The 18653-nt window shown below is 73.8% G+C and carries 16 protein-coding genes and 1 riboswitch; of the genes, 10 read left to right on the forward strand and 6 right to left on the reverse strand.

The features are described from left to right. The first annotated feature begins 15 nt into the window (after nt 1-15). Entirely contained in the window at nt 16-3648 is a 3633-nt protein-coding gene (cobN, locus tag ACH414_RS12685) for a cobaltochelatase subunit CobN (protein ID WP_382539405.1), read from the forward strand. Here cobN and abc-f read toward each other — a convergent pair. The 3 genes from abc-f to ACH414_RS12700 form a co-directional block, all read right to left on the reverse strand. Next, nucleotides 3645-5228, reverse strand: coding sequence for a ribosomal protection-like ABC-F family protein (gene abc-f / locus ACH414_RS12690; RefSeq protein WP_398941756.1), 1584 nt, complete (start codon nt 5226-5228; stop codon nt 3645-3647). The genes cobN and abc-f overlap by 4 nt on opposite strands. Nucleotides 5229-5428: 200 nt before the next feature. Beyond that, a complete protein-coding gene (locus tag ACH414_RS12695) occupies nt 5429-6388 on the reverse strand; it encodes a nucleoside hydrolase (RefSeq protein WP_382539411.1) in 960 nt (319 codons plus the stop codon). 65 nt (nt 6389-6453) lie between these two features. Then, nucleotides 6454-7440 carry a S8 family serine peptidase gene (locus tag ACH414_RS12700; protein ID WP_382539414.1) on the reverse strand — a complete coding sequence of 329 codons (987 nt, stop codon included), beginning with the start codon at nt 7438-7440 and terminating at the stop codon, nt 6454-6456. Between the two features lie 150 nt (nt 7441-7590). Here ACH414_RS12700 and ACH414_RS12705 point away from each other — a divergent pair, with 150 nt between their 5' ends. Both ACH414_RS12705 and ACH414_RS12710 read left to right on the forward strand, forming a co-directional pair. Further along, a complete protein-coding gene (locus ACH414_RS12705; protein WP_398941757.1) occupies nt 7591-8535 on the forward strand; it encodes a hypothetical protein in 945 nt (314 codons plus the stop codon). Nucleotides 8536-8537: 2 nt separating this feature from the next. Further along, a complete protein-coding gene (locus tag ACH414_RS12710; protein ID WP_382539420.1) occupies nt 8538-8894 on the forward strand; it encodes a GntR family transcriptional regulator in 357 nt (118 codons plus the stop codon). Here ACH414_RS12710 and ACH414_RS12715 read toward each other — a convergent pair. Further along, nucleotides 8887-9456 carry a histidine phosphatase family protein gene (locus ACH414_RS12715; protein WP_398941758.1) on the reverse strand — a complete coding sequence of 190 codons (570 nt, stop codon included), beginning with the start codon at nt 9454-9456 and terminating at the stop codon, nt 8887-8889. The genes ACH414_RS12710 and ACH414_RS12715 overlap by 8 nt on opposite strands. 108 nt (nt 9457-9564) lie before the next feature. Continuing rightward, a riboswitch (cobalamin riboswitch) is annotated at nt 9565-9638 on the forward strand. A gap of 58 nt (nt 9639-9696) precedes the next feature. Here ACH414_RS12715 and ACH414_RS12720 point away from each other — a divergent pair. Both ACH414_RS12720 and ACH414_RS12725 read left to right on the forward strand, forming a co-directional pair. Next, nucleotides 9697-9924, forward strand: a complete 228-nt coding sequence (locus tag ACH414_RS12720) for a CbtB-domain containing protein (RefSeq protein WP_382539425.1) — start codon at nt 9697-9699, stop codon at nt 9922-9924. A 15-nt stretch (nt 9925-9939) separates the two neighbouring features. Further along, on the forward strand, nt 9940-10791 hold the full coding sequence (locus ACH414_RS12725) for a CbtA family protein (protein WP_398941760.1): 852 nt from the start codon (nt 9940-9942) through the stop codon (nt 10789-10791). Between the two features lie 83 nt (nt 10792-10874). Here ACH414_RS12725 and ACH414_RS12730 read toward each other — a convergent pair whose 3' ends face one another. Continuing rightward, nucleotides 10875-11843 (reverse strand): D-2-hydroxyacid dehydrogenase family protein, encoded by a 969-nt coding sequence (locus tag ACH414_RS12730; RefSeq protein ID WP_398941762.1) that lies wholly within the window; start codon nt 11841-11843, stop codon nt 10875-10877. Between the two features lie 126 nt (nt 11844-11969). Here ACH414_RS12730 and ACH414_RS12735 point away from each other — a divergent pair, with 126 nt between their 5' ends. Further along, on the forward strand, nt 11970-13289 hold the full coding sequence (locus tag ACH414_RS12735) for a hypothetical protein (RefSeq protein WP_391769779.1): 1320 nt from the start codon (nt 11970-11972) through the stop codon (nt 13287-13289). On the opposite strand, the gene ACH414_RS12740 is transcribed toward ACH414_RS12735, so the two are convergent. Continuing rightward, a complete protein-coding gene (locus ACH414_RS12740; RefSeq protein ID WP_398941764.1) occupies nt 13276-14931 on the reverse strand; it encodes a glycosyltransferase family 2 protein in 1656 nt (551 codons plus the stop codon). The genes ACH414_RS12735 and ACH414_RS12740 overlap by 14 nt on opposite strands. Nucleotides 14932-15440: 509 nt before the next feature. On the opposite strand from ACH414_RS12740, the gene ACH414_RS12745 reads away from it, so the two are divergent. The 4 genes from ACH414_RS12745 to ACH414_RS12760 all read left to right on the forward strand — a co-directional run bounded on the left by ACH414_RS12745 (nt 15441) and on the right by ACH414_RS12760 (nt 18429). After that, a complete protein-coding gene (locus tag ACH414_RS12745) occupies nt 15441-15899 on the forward strand; it encodes a hypothetical protein (protein WP_386563390.1) in 459 nt (152 codons plus the stop codon). A gap of 86 nt (nt 15900-15985) precedes the next feature. Next, nucleotides 15986-16528 (forward strand): toxin, encoded by a 543-nt coding sequence (locus tag ACH414_RS12750; RefSeq protein ID WP_382539442.1) that lies wholly within the window; start codon nt 15986-15988, stop codon nt 16526-16528. A gap of 45 nt (nt 16529-16573) precedes the next feature. Beyond that, the gene (locus ACH414_RS12755) at nt 16574-17824 is read left to right on the forward strand and encodes an MAB_1171c family putative transporter (protein ID WP_386563393.1); all 1251 of its coding nucleotides are present in this window, start codon (nt 16574-16576) and stop codon (nt 17822-17824) included. After that, complete coding sequence (locus ACH414_RS12760; RefSeq protein WP_382539448.1) at nt 17821-18429, forward strand: hypothetical protein; 609 nt, start codon at nt 17821-17823, stop codon at nt 18427-18429. The genes ACH414_RS12755 and ACH414_RS12760 overlap by 4 nt, the downstream gene beginning before the upstream one ends. Nucleotides 18430-18653 lie beyond the last annotated feature (224 nt).

The raw sequence follows: 18653 nt of genomic DNA on the forward strand, positions 1-18653 counted from the left end.
GGGCCTGAGCTCGCCATGCTCCTGCTGCTGTCGCACTCCGACACCGACCTGCTCAGCGCCCGCGCGGCGAACGCCGCCGTCGCCGAAGGCGCGGTGGAGTACCGGTTCGCCAACCCCGCCCGGCTGCCGCTCGCCGACCTCCCCGCCCTGCTCGACGGCGTCGACCTCGTCGTCGTACGCCTCCTCGGCGGCCTGCGCTCCTGGCAGGAGGGCCTGGACACGGTCCTGGCCGCCGGCAAGCCCGTGGTGGTGCTCAGCGGCGAACAGGCCCCCGACGCCCAGCTGATGGAGGCCTCGACCGTCCCGGTCGGCGTGGCCACCGAGGCCCACGCCTATCTCGCCCACGGCGGCCCGGCCAACCTGGGCCAGCTGGCCCGGTTCCTCTCCGACACGGTCCTGCTGACCGGCCACGGCTTCGAGCCGCCGGCCGCCGCGCCGACCTGGGGCCCGCTGGAGCGCGCGGCCGGGAACACCGACGGCCCCACCATCGCCGTGCTCTACTACCGCGCCCACCACATGAGCGGCAACACCGCCTTCGTCGGCGCCCTGTGCGACGCGATCGAGGCCCAGGGAGCCCAGGCCAAGCCGCTGTACGTGGCGTCCCTGCGCGCCCCCGAGGAGGAGCTGCTCGCCGAGCTCCGCACCGCCGACGCCATCGTCACCACCGTCCTCGCGGCCGGCGGCACCAAGCCCGCCGAGGCACAGGCCGGCGGCGACGAGGAGGCCTGGGACGCGGGCGCGCTCGCCGCGCTCGACGTGCCGATCCTGCAGGCCCTGTGCCTGACCGGCTCGCGGTCGGCCTGGGAGGAGAACGACGAGGGCCTGTCCCCGCTGGACGCCGCGAGCCAGGTCGCCGTCCCCGAGTTCGACGGGCGCCTGATCACCGTCCCCTTCTCCTTCAAGGAGATCGACGAGGACGGCCTTCCCGCCTACGTGGCGGACGCCGAGCGCGCCGCCCGCGTCGCCGGCATCGCCGTCCGGCACGCGCGCCTGCGGCACATCCCGAACGCCGAGAAGAAGCTGGCGCTCGTCCTCTCCGCGTACCCGACGAAGCACTCCCGCATCGGCAACGCGGTCGGCCTGGACACCCCCGCCTCCGCCGTCGCGCTGCTGCGCAGGCTGCGCGAGGAGGGCTACGACTTCGGCCCCGCCGAGGACATCCCGGGCCTGGTCTCCGGCGACGGCGACGAGCTGATCTACGCCCTGATCGAGGCCGGCGGCCACGACCAGGACTGGCTCACCGAGGAGCAGCTGGCCCGCAACCCGGTCCGCATCCCGGCCGCCGACTACAAGCGCTGGTACGCCGAGCTCCCGGCCGAGCTGCGCGAGCAGGTCGAGGAGCACTGGGGCCCGGCGCCCGGCGAGATGTTCCTGGACCGCTCCCGCAACCCGGAGGGCGACATCGTGCTCGCCGCCCTGCGCCGCGGGAACCTCCTCGTCCTCATCCAGCCGCCGCGCGGCTTCGGCGAGAACCCGATCGCGATCTACCACGACCCGGACCTGCCCCCGTCCCACCACTACCTGGCGGCCTACCGCTGGATCGCCGCGCGCGCCGAGGACGGCGGCTTCGGCGCGGACGCCATGGTGCACCTGGGCAAGCACGGCAACCTGGAGTGGCTGCCCGGCAAGAACGCCGGCCTGTCCGCCGCCTGCGGCCCGGACGCGGCCCTCGGCGACCTGCCGCTGGTCTACCCGTTCCTGGTCAACGATCCGGGCGAGGGCACCCAGGCCAAGCGGCGCGTGCACGCCACGCTCGTCGACCACCTGGTGCCGCCGATGGCCCGCGCCGACTCGTACGGCGACATCGCCCGCCTGGAGCAGCTGCTCGACGAGTACGCGCAGATCAGCTCCATGGACCCGGCGAAGCTGCCCGCGATCCGCGCCCAGATCTGGACGCTGATCCAGGCGGCGAAGCTCGACCACGACCTGGGCCTGGAGGAGCGCCCGGAGGACGACGGCTTCGACGACTTCCTGCTGCACGTCGACGGCTGGCTGTGCGAGGTCAAGGACGCCCAGATCCGCGACGGTCTGCACGTCCTCGGCGGTGCGCCGGCCGGCGAGGCCCGGGTGAACCTGGTCCTGTCGATCCTGCGCGCCCGCCAGATCTGGGGCGGCACGCAGGCGCTGCCGGGTCTGCGCGAGGCGCTGGGCCTGGACGAGTCCGCGGCGACCCGCACCACCGCCGACGAGGCGGAGGCGAAGGCGCGGGAGCTGGTCGAGGGCATGGAGGCCGCCGACTGGTCCGTGGACGCGATCGCGACCGTGGCCGACGGGTACGGCGACGAGGTGCACGCGGTGCTGCGCTTCGCCTGCGAGCAGGTGGTGCCCCGGCTCGCCGCCACCACCGACGAACTGGCGCACGCCGTGCACGCGTTGAACGGCGGCTTCGTCCCGGCCGGCCCCTCGGGCTCCCCGCTGCGCGGCCTGGTCAACGTCCTGCCGACCGGCCGCAACTTCTACTCGGTCGACCCCAAGGCCGTCCCGTCCCGGCTGGCGTGGGAGACGGGCCAGGCGCTCGCCGACTCGCTGCTCACCCGCTACCGCGACGACAACGGCGAGTGGCCGACCTCCGTCGGCCTGTCCCTGTGGGGGACGAGCGCGATGCGCACCGCGGGCGACGACGTCGCCGAGGCGCTCGCCCTGCTGGGCGTCCGCCCGCGCTGGGACGACGCCTCGCGCCGCGTCAACGGCCTCGAGCCCATCCCGCTGGCCGAGCTCGGCCGTCCCCGCATCGACGTCACGCTGCGCATCTCCGGCTTCTTCCGCGACGCGTTCCCGCACGTCATCGGGCTCCTCGACGACGCCGTCCGGCTGGTCGCCGGCCTGGAGGACGAGTCGCCCGAGGACAACCACGTACGGGCGCACGCGCAGGCGGACCTCGCCGAGCACGGCGACGAGCGCCGCGCCACCACCCGTATCTTCGGCTCCCGCCCGGGCACGTACGGCGCGGGTCTGCTGCAGCTGATCGACTCCCGCGACTGGCGCACGGACGCGGACCTGGCCGAGGTGTACACGGTCTGGGGCGGCTACGCGTACGGCCGCGGCCTCGAAGGGCGCCCGGCGCGGGCCGAGATGGAGTCGGCGTACAAGCGGATCGCGGTCGCGGCGAAGAACACGGACACGCGCGAGCACGACATCGCGGACTCCGACGACTACTTCCAGTACCACGGCGGCATGGTGGCGACCGTCCGCGCGCTCAAGGGCACGGCCCCCGAGGCGTACATCGGCGACTCCACCCGCCCGGAGACGGTCCGCACCCGCACGCTGGTCGAGGAGACCTCCCGGGTGTTCCGCGCCCGCGTGGTCAACCCGCGCTGGATCGAGGCGATGCGCCGGCACGGCTACAAGGGCGCGTTCGAGCTGGCGGCGACGGTCGACTACCTCTTCGGCTACGACGCCACGACGGGCGTCGTCGCCGACTGGATGTACGACAAGCTCACCGAGGCGTACGTCCTCGACCCGGAGAACCAGGCCTTCCTGAAGGAGGCCAACCCGTGGGCGCTGCACGGCATCGCCGAGCGGCTCCTGGAGGCGGAGTCCCGCGGCATGTGGGAGAAGCCGGACCCGGAGACGCTGGCGGCGCTGCGGCAGGTGTTCCTGGAGACCGAGGGCGACCTGGAGGGCGCCGCGGACGGCGACGAGGGCTAGACCGTCGTGGCGGACGGGGCCGGGGCCAGCTCCAGGCGGCGGCCCCGGAAGCCCTCGCGGATGCGCCGGTCGTGGGTGACGATCACCAGCGTGCCGGAGTAGGACGCGAGGGCGGCCTCCATCTCCTCCACCAGGCCCGGGGCCAGGTGGTTGGTCGGTTCGTCGAGCAGCAGCAGGTCGACCGGGCGGCTGACCAGTCGGGCCAGTTCCAGCTTCCGCCGCTGTCCGGTGGAGAGTTCGCGCACGGGGGTCGCGAGGTCTTCGGCCGCGAACAGCCCGAGGGACAGCAGCTCGTCCTCCCGGCCCGCGCCGAACGCCGCCGCCACCGTGCGCGGGTCGTCGGCCGGACCGGCGTCCTGCCGCAGCATGCCCGACCGGGCCGGGGTGCTCACCGTGCCGTGGTCCGGCGCGAGTTCGCCCGCGAGGACCTTCAGGAGGGTGGTCTTGCCCGCCCCGTTCGGGCCGGTGACCAGAAGCCGCTCGCCGGCTTCGAGGCGCAGGGCGTCCAGCCGGAGCCGTCCCGCGACCCGTACGTCCGCCAGGGCGACCGGCGCCGCGGCGCCCTGGACGCGTGCCGCGAACCGCAGCGGCTCGGGCGGCGCGGGGACCGGGTGCTCGGTCAGCCGCCGCAGCTGCTCGCGGGCCGACCGGATCCTGCTCATCGCGCCGTGCGCCCGTGACCGGGCCCGGAACGCGCCGGCGCCGCTGAAGGCGGCGGGGGCCTTGCGCGGGATGTGGGAGAAGCGGTCGATGTGGGTGTCGGCGAGCGCCGAGTACCGGGCGGTATCCGCCCGCCACTGCTCGTACTCCCGCTCCCACCGGGCCCGTTCGGCGGCCCGTCCGGTCAGGTAGCCGGCGTAGCCGTTGCCGTACCGGCGCAGCGTCCGCCGCTCGTGGTCCACCTCCAGGACGGTCGTGGCGACCCGGTCCAGGAAGACCCGGTCGTGGGTGACGGCGACGACCGTCCCCCGGTGGCCGCGCAGGCGCTCCTCCAGCCAGTCCACCGCCTCGTCGTCGAGGTCGTTGGTCGGCTCGTCGAGCAGCAGCAGCTCGGGGTCGGCGGCGAGGGCCGCGGCGAGGGCGAGCCGGGAGCGCTGCCCGCCGGAGAGGGAGCCGAGCGGGCGGGCCCGGTCGAGCGGGGCGCGCTCGCCGAGCTGCCGCAGCGTGCTCTCCACCCGCCGGTCGGCGTCCGCGCCGCCGCGCGCCTCGTACGCGGCGAGCAGGGCGGCGTATCCGTCCAGGTCGCCGGTCCGGTCGAGCGCGGCCTCGGCGGCCCTGATCGCCCGCTCCAGTTGCCGTACGTCGGCGAGGGCGAGGTCGATCGCGGCGCCGACGCTCGCGGTGCCGGGCAGGTCGAGGGTCTGGGCCAGGTGGCCGACGCCGCCGGGGGAGTCGACGGTGACGGTGCCGTTGTCGGCGGCCTCCTGCCCGGCGAGCAGCCGCAGCAGGGTGGACTTGCCGGAGCCGTTGTCGCCGACGACGCCGATGCGTTCGCCGGCGCGGACGGAGAGGGAGACCCGGTCGAGGACGAGGCGGGTGTCGTAGCGCTTGGTGACGTCGGTGAGTTGGACACGGAACAAGGGCGGCCTCCTGGCCTCGGCGACAAGACGGGCGAGCGGGACGGGAGCGAGCTCGACGGGGGAGCCCGACGGGGAGTTCGACGAGGAGCTCGGCAACGCGCTCGGCAAGACGGTTTCGCTGCGAGACGAGACGTGTCGTCTCGTGATCGACGCGTTCACCGTACGCCGTGATCCCGCATCCCGCAAGACGCGGCGTCTCGTTACATGCGCTCGCCCAGCACCCGCACCGCCTCCACGATCAGGTCCCAGAAGCGGTCCGCGTCCGCCTCCATGCCGACCTCGGCGTTGGCCGGGAGCCCGGTCACCCCGTCCAGGTCGATCACGGTCGCCCCGCGCGTGTACGTGCCCCCCAGCTCGACCGCCACCGGCGCGCGCACCAGGCTGACCAGCGACGGGTCGATGAGGTGGGCCACCGTCAGCGGATCGTGCACGGGTGGCGCGTCGAAGCCGTACACCTCGCGGTAGGTCGCCGCGAAGTACGTCAGGAGCTCGACGCACAGGCGCCCCAGCGGGGTGCCCAGCGCGGCGAGGCGGGAGAGCACGTCGGGGGTGGCCCGGACCTGGTGGGTGACGTTCAGGCCGAACATGGTCAGCGGGATCCCGCTGCGGAAGACGAGGTCCGCCGCCTCGGGGTCGCAGAGGATGTTGAACTCGGCCGCCGGTGTCGTGTTGCCCCGCCCCGTCGAGCCGCCCATGAGCACGATCCGCTCGATCCGGGCGGCCAGCTCCGGGTGGGCGACCAGGAGCGCGGCGACATTGGTCAGCGGGCCCGTCGGCACGAGGGTGACGGGCGCCGGGTGGGCGAGCAGGATGTCCCGGGTCAGCGCGAGGGCGTCGCGCGGGTCCTGCGGCACGGGCGGCTCGCCCTCCCCGAAGCCGGGGCCGTCGAGCCCGGAGCCGCCGTGGATGTTCTCGGCGACCCGCGGAGTGCCGTACGGGCCCGCGTGCAGCGGGCGGTCCCGGCCGGCCGCGATCGGGACGCCGTGGATCCCGGCCACGGAGCACACCCGGCGCGCGTTGAGCGTGGTCTTCTCCAGCGTCTGGTTGCCCGCCACGGTCGTGATGGCGAGCAGGTCGACGGCCGGGTGGGCCGCGGCGAGCAGGATGTTGAAGGCGTCGTCGTGACCGGGATCGCAGTCGAGGATCACGGGTACCGGCATGCGCCCACCGTCCCACACCGTCGTGCGTACGTCACGATCCCGAACTCCCGCTCGTCGCCGGTCGCCTACTGGTTCTTCGCGTCCTTCGCCGCCTTGACGGCGGCCGCCGCGTCCACGTTCCCGAGCCCCAGTTTGGGTAGGTTCTGCGGGTTGCTCGCGGTGTCCCGGATCGTCTTCATGATCGCGGCCGGGGACAGGCCCTGCCGGTGCAGCAGCGCGGCCACGGCGGAGACGTACGGCGAGGCCATCGAGGTGCCGGAGAGCTGCCCGTACCCCGAGGTGTTCCGCAGGGTCTCCCTCGTCGTGTACGTCGGCAGGGTGGACAGGATGTCGACGCCGGGCGCGGACACGGCGTTCCGGGCGCCGAAGTTGGTGAAGGAGGCGGGAGCGCCGTTCTCGCCGGCGGCGTTGACGACGAGCACCGGGGTGTCGAGCGCGTAGGGCTGGAGGATCGTGGAGTCGTTGCCCGCGGCGGCGACCACGACCGCGCCCTTGGCGTTGGCGGCGGAGATGGCCTGGTTGAGGATGCCGCCCTTGAGCAGCCGGGCCATCAGGCCGGATTCGCCGAGCGAGAGGTTGATGACGTCGGCGCCGTGCTGGGCGGCCCAGACGATGCCCTTGGTGATGTCGTCGTTGGTGCCGCTGCCGTCGGCGCCCAGGACCCGCACCGGCATGATCTTCGCGCCGGGCGCGCCGCCCGCGACGCCGATGCCGTTGTCGGTGTGGGCGGCGGCGATGCCGGCGACATGGGTGCCGTGGCCGTTGAGGTCCTTGGGCTCGGCGTCGTCGTCGACGAAGTCGTAGCCGTCGACCAGGCGGCCCTTGAGGTCCGGGTGGTCGAGGTCGACGCCGGTGTCCACGACGGCGATGACGGTGTCGTCGCCGCGGTCGGTGGTCCAGGCGTCCGGCATCTTCAGGGCGTCCAGGGCCCACTGGTCGTCGCGCAGGGGGTCGGGCTTGTCGTCGTCGCTGCTGCACCCGGTGGTCACGGCGGCGGTGAGGGCGGTCAGGGCCGTCAGGGCGGCGAGGGTGGTGGCGGGCCGACGACGCATGCAGTTCTCCCCATTCGTACGCATTCGGTCCGGTCAGCCGTCAGTCAACCGGGAGTACGGGGTCTCCGCATCCGGAGAGCCGGCACCCCGGTCTAATTGTTCTAGTAGAGTGCAAACAAATAGAACCGGGACTGGAGCCTGGAGGGTCCTGTGCACCCTGTCGCCCCTCGGCTGCGGCTGCTCGCCGCACTGCCGTTCCTGCTCGCGCTCGCCGTCGACCTGCTGCTGTTCGCGCTCTGGCGCGACCGGCTGCCCGACCGACTCGCCACCCACTTCGGCGGGGACGGCCGCGCCGACGGCTTCACCGCCACCGGCGGCTACCTCGCCGTCAGCTCGGGCCTGCTGCTCTCCCTCGGCCTCGCCTGGACCCTCCTCGTGCGGCGACGGGCCCTGTGGGGTGCCTGGGCGACCGCCGGGTTCATCGGCGCGCTGCTCGCCCTGCTGCTGCGCGGCAACCTCGACGTGACGGACCCGGCCGCCGCCCGGCTGCGGCTCGCCGTGCTGACCGCGGCCCTGGGCATCGCGGCCCTCGCCGCCCCGGCCGGCCTCGCGCTCACCCGGCTCGTACCGCGGGAGCCCGCGCCGCCGGCCGCGGCCGCGGGTGCGCCGCGGCTCGACCTCGGCGCCGGAGAGCTCGCCGGCTGGACCCGCGCCACCGGCTCCCTGCCGATGACCCTGCTCGGCTGCGCCTTCCTGCTCGCCGCGCTCGTCGTCCCCCTCTTCGCCCCCTGGCCGTACGCGCTGATCCCGCTGGCGATCGGCGTGCCCGGCACCGCGCTCGGCCGCGTCCGGGTGAGCGCCGACCGGCGCGGTCTGACCGTCCGTCCCGCCCTCGTGGCCCGCCCGCGGCTGCGGGTGCCGCTCGACACCATCGCCGACGCGCGGGCCCGCCACGTCGACCCGCTCACCGAGTTCGGCGGCTGGGGCTACCGGGTCCGCCCCGGCGCGAGCGGCGTCATCCTGCGCTCGGGCCCGGCCCTCGCCGTCCGCCGCCGGGACGGCCGGGAGTTCGTCGTGACGGTCGACGACCCGGAGACGGCCGCGGGCCTGCTCAACGCGCTGGCGGCGCGCGGCGACGACACCGCGAGGGGCTGACCGTGCTCTTCCGGGTCGACCCCGCCTCCGCCGTCCCCCTCGGGGACCAGATCGCCGGCTGTGTGCGCGGTGCGCTCGCCGACGGCACCGCCGCCCCCGGCGAGCGCCTGCCCGCCGCCCGTGAACTCGCCGACTCCCTCGGCGTGAACGTCCACACCGTGCTGCGCGGCTACCAGCGGCTGCGCGAGGAGGGGCTGATCGAGCTCCGGCGCGGCCGCGGCGCCGTCATCGTCCCCGGCGCCACCACCCCCGGCCGCGCCCAGCTGGCGGACCGGCTTCGCGCGCTGGCCGCCGAGGCCCGCCGACTCGGGCTCACCGAAGCCGAGTTCCTGGACCTGGCGCGCGCGGCGCTCAGCTGACCGGGGCGCCCAGGAGCACGTTCCAGCGCCCCGCCCGCCCCGAGAGCTCCACCGCGTACAGGGGGCGCACGTCCAGCCGCCAGAAGGCGGAGTCGGGGGCGCCGAGGGCGTGCCCGACGGCCGCGCGGATCACGTCCGGCTCGGCGAAGGCGCGGACGGCGCCCGGCTCCAGGGCGTCCAGCCAGGCCGCGACCCGCGCGCGCAGCTCCCCCAGCGACTCGCCGCCGTGCGGGGCCGCGGCCGGGTCGGCGAGCCAGGCCGCCACCGACTCCGGTTCCGCGGCGGCCAGTTCGTCGAGCCGGCGGCCCCGCCAACGGCCCATCGCGCAGCCCGCCAGGGCCTCCTCGACCCGGAAGTCGCCCGGTCCGAGACCCAGGGCCCCTGCGGTCGCCCGGCACCGCCCGGACGGCGAGCTGACCACCCGTACCCCCGCCGGAAGGGCCAACGGCCCCGCCGCCACGGGCTCGACCGGCCCCTCGTCGTCGAACCGCGCCTCGCGCAGCGCGGCGGTCATGGCGGGGGCGATCAGCGTGAGCCGCACGGTCTGGGGGCGCGCAACCATGGGTGATTCATCCCTCAATTCATCGGGGCGCCGTCCAGGCGCTCTTGGCGCGGAGTGACGGGCGCGGTACGGTCAGGCGACATTTCCACAGAACGACGACGGCGAGACGGAAGTCCGGTGCAAGTCCGGCACGGTCGCGCCACTGTGAGCCCGCCCCGGCCCCCGGGACGGGTGAGTCAGACCCGACGACCGTCGTCGCGCACCACCGTATGGGACGCGAGTTCCCGAGGAGGTTCCACCATGGCCGAGGCCATCGCGTCGCCCGCCGTCTCCACCCCGTCCATCGCCGTCCCGGCTTCCCTGCCGGTCCGCGCGGTGCTCCCGTGGGCGCTGTTCGCCGGGGTCCTGATGCTCGTCGCGCTCTACTTCGTCGGTGCCGAGCAGGGCGCCACCGCCCTCTTCGCGGGCAGCGACGTGCACGAGTGGGTGCACGACGGGCGCCACCTGCTCGGTTTCCCCTGCCACTGAGGGGCCACCGCGCACATGTCATCCCCCACCGCTCCACCCGCACCACCCCAGGCCGCCCCCACGGGTTCCCTCGTGGGGCGGCTGCTCGTCCGCGGCATGCTCGCGGGCCTGATCGCCGGTCTGTTCGCCTTCGCCGTCGCCTACGTCGCGGGTGAACCGTCCGTCAACGCCTCGATCGCCGTCGAGGAGGCCGCCGCCAAGGCGGAGCACGCGGCAGCCCACAGCCATGGCGCGGGCCATGGGCAGGCCGCGGAGCCCGCCGAGGAGGAGGAGATCGTCAGCCGGGACCTCCAGTCCACGGCGGGTCTCGCCACCGGCGTGCTCGTCTACGGTGTCGCCCTCGGCGGCATCGCGTCGCTGGCGTTCTGCTTCGTCCTGGGCCGGGTCGGCCGTTTCGGCCCGAAGGCGACCGCGGCGCTCGTCGCGGCGGGCGCCTTCACCACGGTCTATCTGGTCCCGTTCCTGAAGTACCCGGCGACCCCGCCGGCCGTCGGCAACCCGGACACCATCGGGCAGCGCACCGCGCTGTTCTTCCTGATGGTCCTGCTGAGCGTGCTGCTCGGCATCGCCGCGGTCGTCGCGGGCCGCCGCCTCGCCCCGCGCCTCGGCAACTGGAACGCGACCGTCCTGGCGGGCGCGGGCTTCGTCGCCGCGGTCACCGTCGCGTGCCTGTTCCTGCCGGGCAACGGGGACTCGGTGCAGTCCGACTTCCCCGCCGCCGTGCTGTGGGAGTTCCGGCTCGCGACCCTGGGCATCCAGGCGGGCCTGTGGGCGGTCTTCGGACTCGCCTTCGGCCTGCTCGCGGAGCGACTGCTCGCACCGGGGCCCGCCCCGGCGCGGACGGCGGAGGCGGCCCAGGCCGCCTGACCCTCCGAACGCCGCCCTCGGCCCCGTACCCCTCGCCAGGGGTCACGGGGCCGAGGCGCGTCTTCCGGGCCGCCTCCGGCCGCCTAGCCCAACTCCCGTACCGGCGCCCCCGCCAGGAACGCCTCGATGTCCTCCACGGCCTGCCCGAAATAGCGCCCGTAGTTGGCCTGGGTCACATACCCGAGGTGCGGCAGCGCGAGCACGTTCGGCAGCGTGCGCAGGGGGTCGTCGGCGGGCAGCGGCTCCGTCTCGTACACGTCGAGGCCGGCCCCCGCGATCCGGCCCTCGCGCAGCGCCGCCAGCAGCGCCGCCCCGTCGACCAGGCCCGCCCGCGAGGTGTTCACCAGGTACGCGTCCGGGCGCATCGCCCGCAGCTCCGCCTCCCCGAGCAGACCGCGGGTGCGGTCGGAGAGCACCATGTGCAGGGAGACGACGTCGCTGCCGCCGAGCAGTTCCGGCAGGCTCCGCGCCCGCCGGACGCCGTGCTCCGCGGCCCGCTCGTCGGTGAGGTTCGGGCTCCAGGCGACCACGTCCATGCCGAAGGCGAGGCCGATCCGGGCCACCCGGCCGCCGATCTTGCCGAGGCCGACGAGCCCCAGCGTGCGTCCGGCCAGGTCCAGGCCGACCGTCGACTGCCAGGGCCCGCCCTCCCGCATCGCCCGGCTCTCCGTGTGCACCTGCCGGGCCAGGCCCAGGATCAGCGCCCAGGTCAGTTCGGTGGGCGGCTCGGACCCGCTGGCGGTGCCGCAGACGGTGACGCCCCGGGCGCGGGCGGCCGCCAGGTCGATCGAGGCGTTGCGCAGGCCCGAGGTGACGACCAGCCGCAGCCGGGGCAGCCGGTCGAGGAGGGCGGCGTCGACGGGCGTCCGCTCCCGCATCACCACCAGGATCTCGCAGTCCTCGACGGCGGCGACCAGCGCGTCCCGGTCGGCGAGGCGCTCGCGCAGCACGCGCACCTCGACCCGCCCGTCGAGCGGGCTCCAGTCGGCACAGGAGAGGGCGACGCCCTGGTAGTCGTCGAGTACGGCGCAGCGCAGCGCGGGGGAAGCCATGACCGGCATGATCGCAAACGGCCCCGTCCGGAGCAGCCCGGAGCGACAAACCCCCGCACGGCTCACACAATCGGGAGGACCGGCCTCCGCGCGCGATGCGGGGTCCGGACGAGCTCCGGAGGCGGCATGACGACCGGTGGTGACGACGAACTCTCGGTGCTGCGGGCCCGGGTGGCGGCCCTGGAGGCGGAGCGGACGGCCCGCCCGCCGGCTCCGGCCCACCACCGGGTGCGCGCCTTCTTCTCGGCCCTGCTCATCGTCATCGGCTGCGTGCTGGCCCCGCTGAGCCTGGTCGCCGCCTGGACGGCCGACCTGCTCGGCGACACCGACCGCTATGTGTCCACGGTCGCCCCGCTCGCCTCCGACCCCGACGTCCAGACGGCGGTCGCGACCCGGGTCACCAACGCGGTCATGGAGCACATCGACCTCGCCGACCTCCTCGAAGGCGTGGCCCCCGAGCAGCGCCCCGTCCTGGAGAAGGCCCTGGGCAAGCTCGGCGACTCCCTCGAAGGGGCCGTCGGCAGCTTCGTCCACGAGAAGGCGCAGCAGGTCGTGGCCTCCGACAACTTCCAGACCGTCTGGGACCAGGCCAACCGTGCCGTCCACACCTCCCTCGACCGCGCGCTGACGGGCAGCGAAGAGGGCGCGGTGAAGGTCAACCAGGACACGGTGACCCTGGACCTGGCGCCGGTCGTCGACCAGGTCAAGCAGCGGCTCGTCGACTCGGGCCTGACGGTGGCCGCGAAGATCCCCGAGGTCCACACCGACTTCACCCTCGTCCAGGCCGACGACATCGGGAAGGTGAAGACCGGCTTCGCCCTGCTGCAGAAGCTGGGCTTCTGGCTGCCGGTGATCGCCGTGCTGTTCGTCGCGGGCGGCGTCCTGCTCGCCACCCACCGGCGCCGCGCCCTGGTCGCCGCCGCCCTCGGCTTCGCCGCCGCGGCGCTCGTCCTCGGGATCGGCCTGACCGTCTTCCGTACGGTCTACCTCAACGCCCTGCCCACCGGCGTCTCCCCGGCCGCCGCGGGCTCCGTCTACGACATCCTGATCCGCTATCTGCGGACGGCGGTGCGGATGGTCGTGGTCCTCGGCATCGTCCTGGCGCTCGCCGCCTGGCTCTCCGGCCCCGGCAGGTACGCCCGCCTGGTGCGCAGCCTGTGGCACTCGGGGATCGCGGCGACCCGCGCCACCGCCGACCGCGCGGGCTTCGGCACCGGCCCGGTGGGCCCGTTCGTACGGCGCCACCGCACGTGGATCACCTGGATCCTGGTGGCGGTGGCCGTGCTGGTGTACGTGCTGTGGTCGTACCCGACGGGCTGGGTGGTGGTGGGCCTGGTGCTGGCGCTGCTCTTCGCGTTCGCGGTGGTGGAGTTCCTGGCGGTCGAGCCGGGGAAGGAGCGGGCGGAGGACCCGGTCGGGGACGACCGCCCGCTCACTTCCAGCTGACGCGCGAGCGGACGGCCCGAGCCGCCTTCCAGCCGAAGCTCACGGCGTACGCGGAGACGGCGGAGGGCGCGGGCCGCAGCCGCAGCAGCAGCTCGCCGTCGCGCGGGCCGACCCGTGCGGTGTGCAGCCGCTTGCCCGTGCCCGGCAGGGAGACGGCGTGCTCGTCGGCCCGCTTGCTGACCTTGCCGCCGAGCGCGTTGCCGAGGGCGCCGCGGGCGGTCAGGCCGTGGGCGGTGCAGCGCAGCGAGAGCTGCCAGTCGCCCTTGGGGAGGGGCGCCCCGCCGTCGGCGCGGGCCAGGTCGACGGCGGCCCGGAAGCAGGCCCGCCCGTAGTCGTACGTCTCCTTGCCGCGGCTGACGGTCAGATGCGGTGAGGGGATCTGTTCGGCGGGGACGGTGAGCTCGCGGCCGCTGCCGACGTGCCGCAGGACCACCTCGGTGACCAGGTCGTCGGTGTCGACCTGGTCGACGTACGCGTACCCGGACAGTTCGAGGACGGTGCCGCGCCAGGCGAGCCGGTCGACCCGGCGGCGCGGGCTGACGCCGAGGACCTGACCGGTGATGTCGCAGAGCTCCCGGTGCACGGGGGAGTCGGCCGGGGGGTACGGCGGGGTCGCGTAGACCCGCCCGTCGCGGACGAGGGCCTTGCCGGGCCGTCCGTCGCGCTGCCAGCGGACGACGTCGGCGAGCTCCTCGACGAGCCCTTCGCGCAGGCAGTGGGCGACCAGCTTCTCGTGGACGGGCATCCGGGCGAGGACGCCGGGCTCGATCCACTTCCGGGCGTACGGGCGGGCGAGCTCGACGAGGAGCTTGCGCCGGTCGGCGTCGGCGGCGAGGAAGCCCTGGTCGAAGCGCCGCATCATCTCGACGTTGACGTGCCGCCCGACCAGGTGGTCGCGGAGCGCTCCGGGCCCGGTGAGCCCCTTCACCAGCTCGACCATCTCGTCGGCCTGTTCGAGGGCGACCTCGAACTCGATCCCGTTGGCGGTGATGTTGCCGTCGTCGCCCCGCTTGACGAGGTAGTAGCAGTCGTAGTCGCCGACGATGGAGATGACCTTGCTGTGCAGGTAGGCGCGGGCGACGAAGTGCTGGTCCTCGCTGATCCGCATGTGCTCGGGGAAGCGCAGCCCGTGCCGCTCGATGACCTCGCGCCGGAACAGCTTGAAGGGCATGAGGGTGTAGTAGACGTCGCCCTTGGACAGGTCGGCCCGGTCGACGTTCTTCGCGAACACCTGCTTGGGCACGCGCCGTCCGACGCCGACCAGCTTGGCGAGGACGGTGTCGGACCCGTTCCGCTCGGCCATGGCGACGAGCCGCTCCAGGGCCTCGGGGCCGAGGCAGTCGTCGCCGTCGACGAAGAACACGTAGCGCCCGGTGGCGTGGTCGAGCCCCACGTTCCGCGGCCGGCTCGGGCCGCCGGACGCCTCCTGGTGGATGACCTTCACCACCCCGGGATGCCGCTCGGCCCACTCGTCGAGCACCTCACCGCTGCCGTCGGTGCTGCCGTCGTCGACGGCGACGACCTCGATGGCGTCGAGACCGAGGGTCTGCTGCTCGATCGAGTGGAGCGTCAGCCGGAGATAGGGCATGGCGTTGTAGACAGGCACGACGACGGAGACCGTCGGCTGAGTCGAGACCTTCATCGTTCGCCCCCAGTGTGCGGATCCTGTGAACCGTCTGGCCGTTAACGAGCGAGGTCCGCCTTGTGTCACTTCGCAGCGGACGCCGGATTCTTCCCATGAGGGATGACGGACGGAAACGCATGCGGGTTGCGTCGCTTCGGCGTGGACGGAGCCGCTGGGGCGGGAGGAGGGGCCGGGGGCGTCCGGCCCTGGGTCCGCCGCGCTTGCGGCGAGAGGTGCGCTGTGGAGTGGCCTCTAGGGGACTGGCATACTGCACGGGTGTAGCCCTTCGCGCATCCCCCGTCGCGAAGGGCTACACCCTTAGGTCGGCCGCCGGTTCGCGGTCGGCGGGCACGCGGGGCGGTGCGCGGGGCGCGGTGCGGGGCGGTGGCGCGGTGCAAGGCCGTGCACACGGCCAGGGCACTCCCCTGTGGTGCCCTGGCCGTGTTTTTTGCAGTTAACAGTGACGTAGAGTGTTTACGCAAGCCCGGCACTTGCGCCGGCGCAGGATGTGAACGTAGGTAACCGGGATGGACATCGGCGAGGAACAGGTGCCTGAGCTGCAGTCGTTGCAGCAGAAGGTCGAGTACATGCTGGAGAAGACCTTCCCCGGCCAGAAGGTGTCCGGGCGGACCTTCGCCGAGTTGGTCAAGGAGCGCGGCGGCTCCCTCTCCCACAGCTACTTCTCCAACATCCTGGCCGGGAAGGTCACCCAGCCCTCCGAGGAGATCCTCAAGGCGCTCGGCCTCGGCTTCGGCGTGGACTGGCGTTTCTTCAAGGAGGAGTCCGAGGTCGTCGGCGACGTCGTCGCCGGGCTCCGCTTCCTCGCCAAGCGCCGCACCGGCGAGATCAGCGGCGTCGCCGGCCGCGGGGTCGACGACGAGGGACTGCCCGCGGAACTCCTGGAGTTCGCGCTCTCGCTCCTCGCGGACAGCCAGGCCAAGCCGCGCCCCGAGGACGGCGCACAGGACGGCGAAGCGGGACGTTAGGGCACGCGGCTCGGTGTCGACGGCCGGCGTTGGCTAAAATCGCCGACCGCATGTCACACACGCGTGACGACGACCAAGAGGCCTCAATGTCCCTGCGTGAACTGCGCAAAGAGTGCGAAGCCGGCCTGGCTGACCTGCCCATACCCGCGCCCTTCACCATCGAGGGCCTGGTCGCGAACATGGAGGCGGCCCGCGGCCGGACCATCGTCCTCCAGGAGCTGCCCGAGCGGCTGGCACGCGTCAACGCCGCCTGCGGCCTCCGGCTGAAGTCCGGCACCACCAGCTATGTGCTCTACCGTCGCCGCCCCACCGCCTACCAGACCCAGCACGTGATCCTGCACGAGCTGTGCCACGAGTGGTTCGACCACGGCACCAGCCTCGACGCCGACCAGCTGCGGAAGTTGCTGCCGGTGTTCGACACCTCGCTGATCAAGCGGGTGCTCTCCTCCGACACGGTCCAGGCCCGCGCCCAGTACGACACCCACGACGAGCGGATCGCCGAGTTCGGCGCCTCCCTCATCCCGCGCATGGCCAGGGACGTGACCAGCGACGACATGGTCGGCCGGCTGGCCAACTCGCTCTCCCGGCCCGTCGCCCACAGACGCCGCGGCTTCTTCCGCCGCTCGTAGTCCCGCGTAACCCCCCACCCCCCACAGAACAGCCGAGGAACTCACGTGACCGCGCTCGACCTCGCCGGCTACCTCATCGCCGGTCTGATGACCGCCGTCGCCCTGTGGCGCATGCCGGCCGCGCTCTGGGGCGACGAGGAGGACAAGCGCCGGCGCGCCCTGTGGGGCTGTTACGCGGGCTTCGCCATCGCCCTGTGGACGAAGACCCAGGTGGTGCGAATAGGGCTCAACAACAGCCCCGTCGTCGACCTCGCGGTGCTGATCAAGCACTACACGTCGACCATCGCCATCCTCGCGATCCTCAGCTACATCGTGGCCATCTACGGCCACTACCCGGAAGGCGGGGCGATCCCGCGCCATGTGCGCTTCGCCCGGTTCATCCAGCAGGTGGCCACCAAGGCCTCCGTCGTCACCCTCGTCCTGCTCACCGTGCTCTTCTTCACGGTCGTGGACCGCTCGGTCCCCGCCGACCGATTCGTGGCCGAGCACGCCGGCCAGTGGGGCGCCACGCTCTACATGAGCGTCTTCTACCTGTACTTGGGCGCCGCGTCCGCCGTCTGCGCCTACCAGTGGGCCCTCGCCACGGCCGACGCCAAGCTGCTCCATCTCCGGGTCGGGCTCGGCATGATGACCTTCGCGATGTTCATCGGGGTCGGCTACACGCTCAGCCGGACCGCGTTCCTGTGGATCAGCGTGGTCGACCAGCCCAGCGAGGGCTTCGCGCTGGCCTTCGACGAGGCCACCGAGGCCGCGCAGGTCGTCCTCTTCGCCTTCTTCGCGCTCGGCGCCTCCATCCCCGCCTTCAGCAAGGCCTGGCGGCGCGCCCGGCTCTGGCGGGCGCAGGTGAACCTGCACCCCCTGTGGCGCGAGCTCATGACGGCCTTCCCCGACCAGCCCTTCGCCCCGCCGGCCTCGCTCGCCCGGGAGCTGACCCGCTTCGACACCCCGGCCGACCTCCGGGTCGACCGCTGGGCCGCCGACATCGCGGACGCGGTGGAGAAGCTGCGCCACTACGTGCCCGACAGCATGCTGACCGCCGCCAAGGAGGCCGCGGCGGGCGAGGGCGCCGACCCCGGCAGGACGGGCGCGCTGGCCGACGCCTACTGGATCAGGGCGGCCCTCGCGGCGAAGGCCGCGGGCGCGCCCGCCGGCAAGGCCGCCGCGTTCGAGACGAAGCACGCCACGGACCAGGACGGCGAGGTCGCCTGGCTGGTGCGGGTGGCCGCCGCGTACAAGTCCATACCGGAACAGCGCACCCGCGCGGTCCTGCGCTCGGGTCTGGAGCAGAGCGCGTGAACGAGACCACGACCACCCCCGGCACGCCCGAGACGCCGGTCGCCGCCGCGGCCCGCGTCGTCACCGACGTCCTGCAGCCCCGCAACGTCCTGCTGGTGGGCATGCTCGGCATCGGCCTGGCCGCGGCCGGCCACTGGACGGGCCTGCTGTGGGGCCTGCTGGGCGCCCTGTGCGCCGGGCTGATCCCGGCCGGCTACATCGAATGGGAGCGCAAGCGGGGGACGTGGGGCGACCGCCATGTGGTCGACCGCACCCAGCGGGCGCCGATCTTCTTCGTCATCCTCGGCTCGATCGGCACCGGTTCGCTGGTCATGCTCCTCGGCGGGGCGCCGACGCCGATCCTGGTCGCGATGCTCGCCCTGTGGGTGATGACCATCGGGCTGCTCGCGGTGAACACCGTCTGGAAGATCTCGGTGGACTCCGCCGTCGCCTCGGCGGTGGTGGCGCTCCTGGCCGCGGTGCACTCCCCGTGGTGGCTGCTGGCGTACGGGCTCACGATCGCCGTGTGCTGGTCGCGGGTCGCCCTGACGTACCACTCCGTGGCACAGACGGTCGCCGGGGCGTCGCTCGGGGCGTCCACGGCGCTGGCGTTCCTGGCGGTCTGAGCGGGGGTACGGCGCCGCCGGGGGCATCGCCGGGCCTCTGACCGCCCACCACGGCGCCGCCCTCCGCACCGGCTTCGACGCCGGCCTCGACATCGGCCTCGGCGCCGGCCTCGACGGTCCTCGCCGCCGGCCTCGACGGTCCTCGCCGCCGCTCGGGCGGCCGGCCCGCGGCCGCGTGGCGGAACCGGCCCGATCGTCGTGGCCCGGAGCGACCTGGCCGCCGT

Source organism: Streptomyces sp. NPDC020422, from assembly GCF_044386705.1.
Classification (GTDB): Bacteria; Actinomycetota; Actinomycetes; order Streptomycetales; family Streptomycetaceae; genus Streptomyces.

Excerpts from the sequence above, each read along its gene's own strand:
- ACH414_RS12735 (WP_391769779.1), top strand. The coding sequence starts at position 11,970 with ATGACGACCGGTGGTGACGACGAACTCTCGGTGCTGCGGGCCCGGGTG.
- ACH414_RS12695 (WP_382539411.1), bottom strand. The coding sequence starts at position 6,388 with ATGCCGGTACCCGTGATCCTCGACTGCGATCCCGGTCACGACGACGCC.
- ACH414_RS12720 (WP_382539425.1), top strand. The coding sequence starts at position 9,697 with ATGGCCGAGGCCATCGCGTCGCCCGCCGTCTCCACCCCGTCCATCGCC.
- ACH414_RS12750 (WP_382539442.1), top strand. The coding sequence starts at position 15,986 with ATGTCCCTGCGTGAACTGCGCAAAGAGTGCGAAGCCGGCCTGGCTGAC.
- ACH414_RS12700 (WP_382539414.1), bottom strand. The coding sequence starts at position 7,440 with ATGCGTCGTCGGCCCGCCACCACCCTCGCCGCCCTGACGGCCCTGACC.
- cobN (WP_382539405.1), top strand. The coding sequence starts at position 16 with ATGCTCCTGCTGCTGTCGCACTCCGACACCGACCTGCTCAGCGCCCGC.
- ACH414_RS12725 (WP_398941760.1), top strand. The coding sequence starts at position 9,940 with ATGTCATCCCCCACCGCTCCACCCGCACCACCCCAGGCCGCCCCCACG.
- ACH414_RS12740 (WP_398941764.1), bottom strand. The coding sequence starts at position 14,931 with ATGAAGGTCTCGACTCAGCCGACGGTCTCCGTCGTCGTGCCTGTCTAC.
- ACH414_RS12730 (WP_398941762.1), bottom strand. The coding sequence starts at position 11,843 with ATGGCTTCCCCCGCGCTGCGCTGCGCCGTACTCGACGACTACCAGGGC.
- ACH414_RS12715 (WP_398941758.1), bottom strand. The coding sequence starts at position 9,456 with ATGGTTGCGCGCCCCCAGACCGTGCGGCTCACGCTGATCGCCCCCGCC.
- ACH414_RS12745 (WP_386563390.1), top strand. The coding sequence starts at position 15,441 with ATGGACATCGGCGAGGAACAGGTGCCTGAGCTGCAGTCGTTGCAGCAG.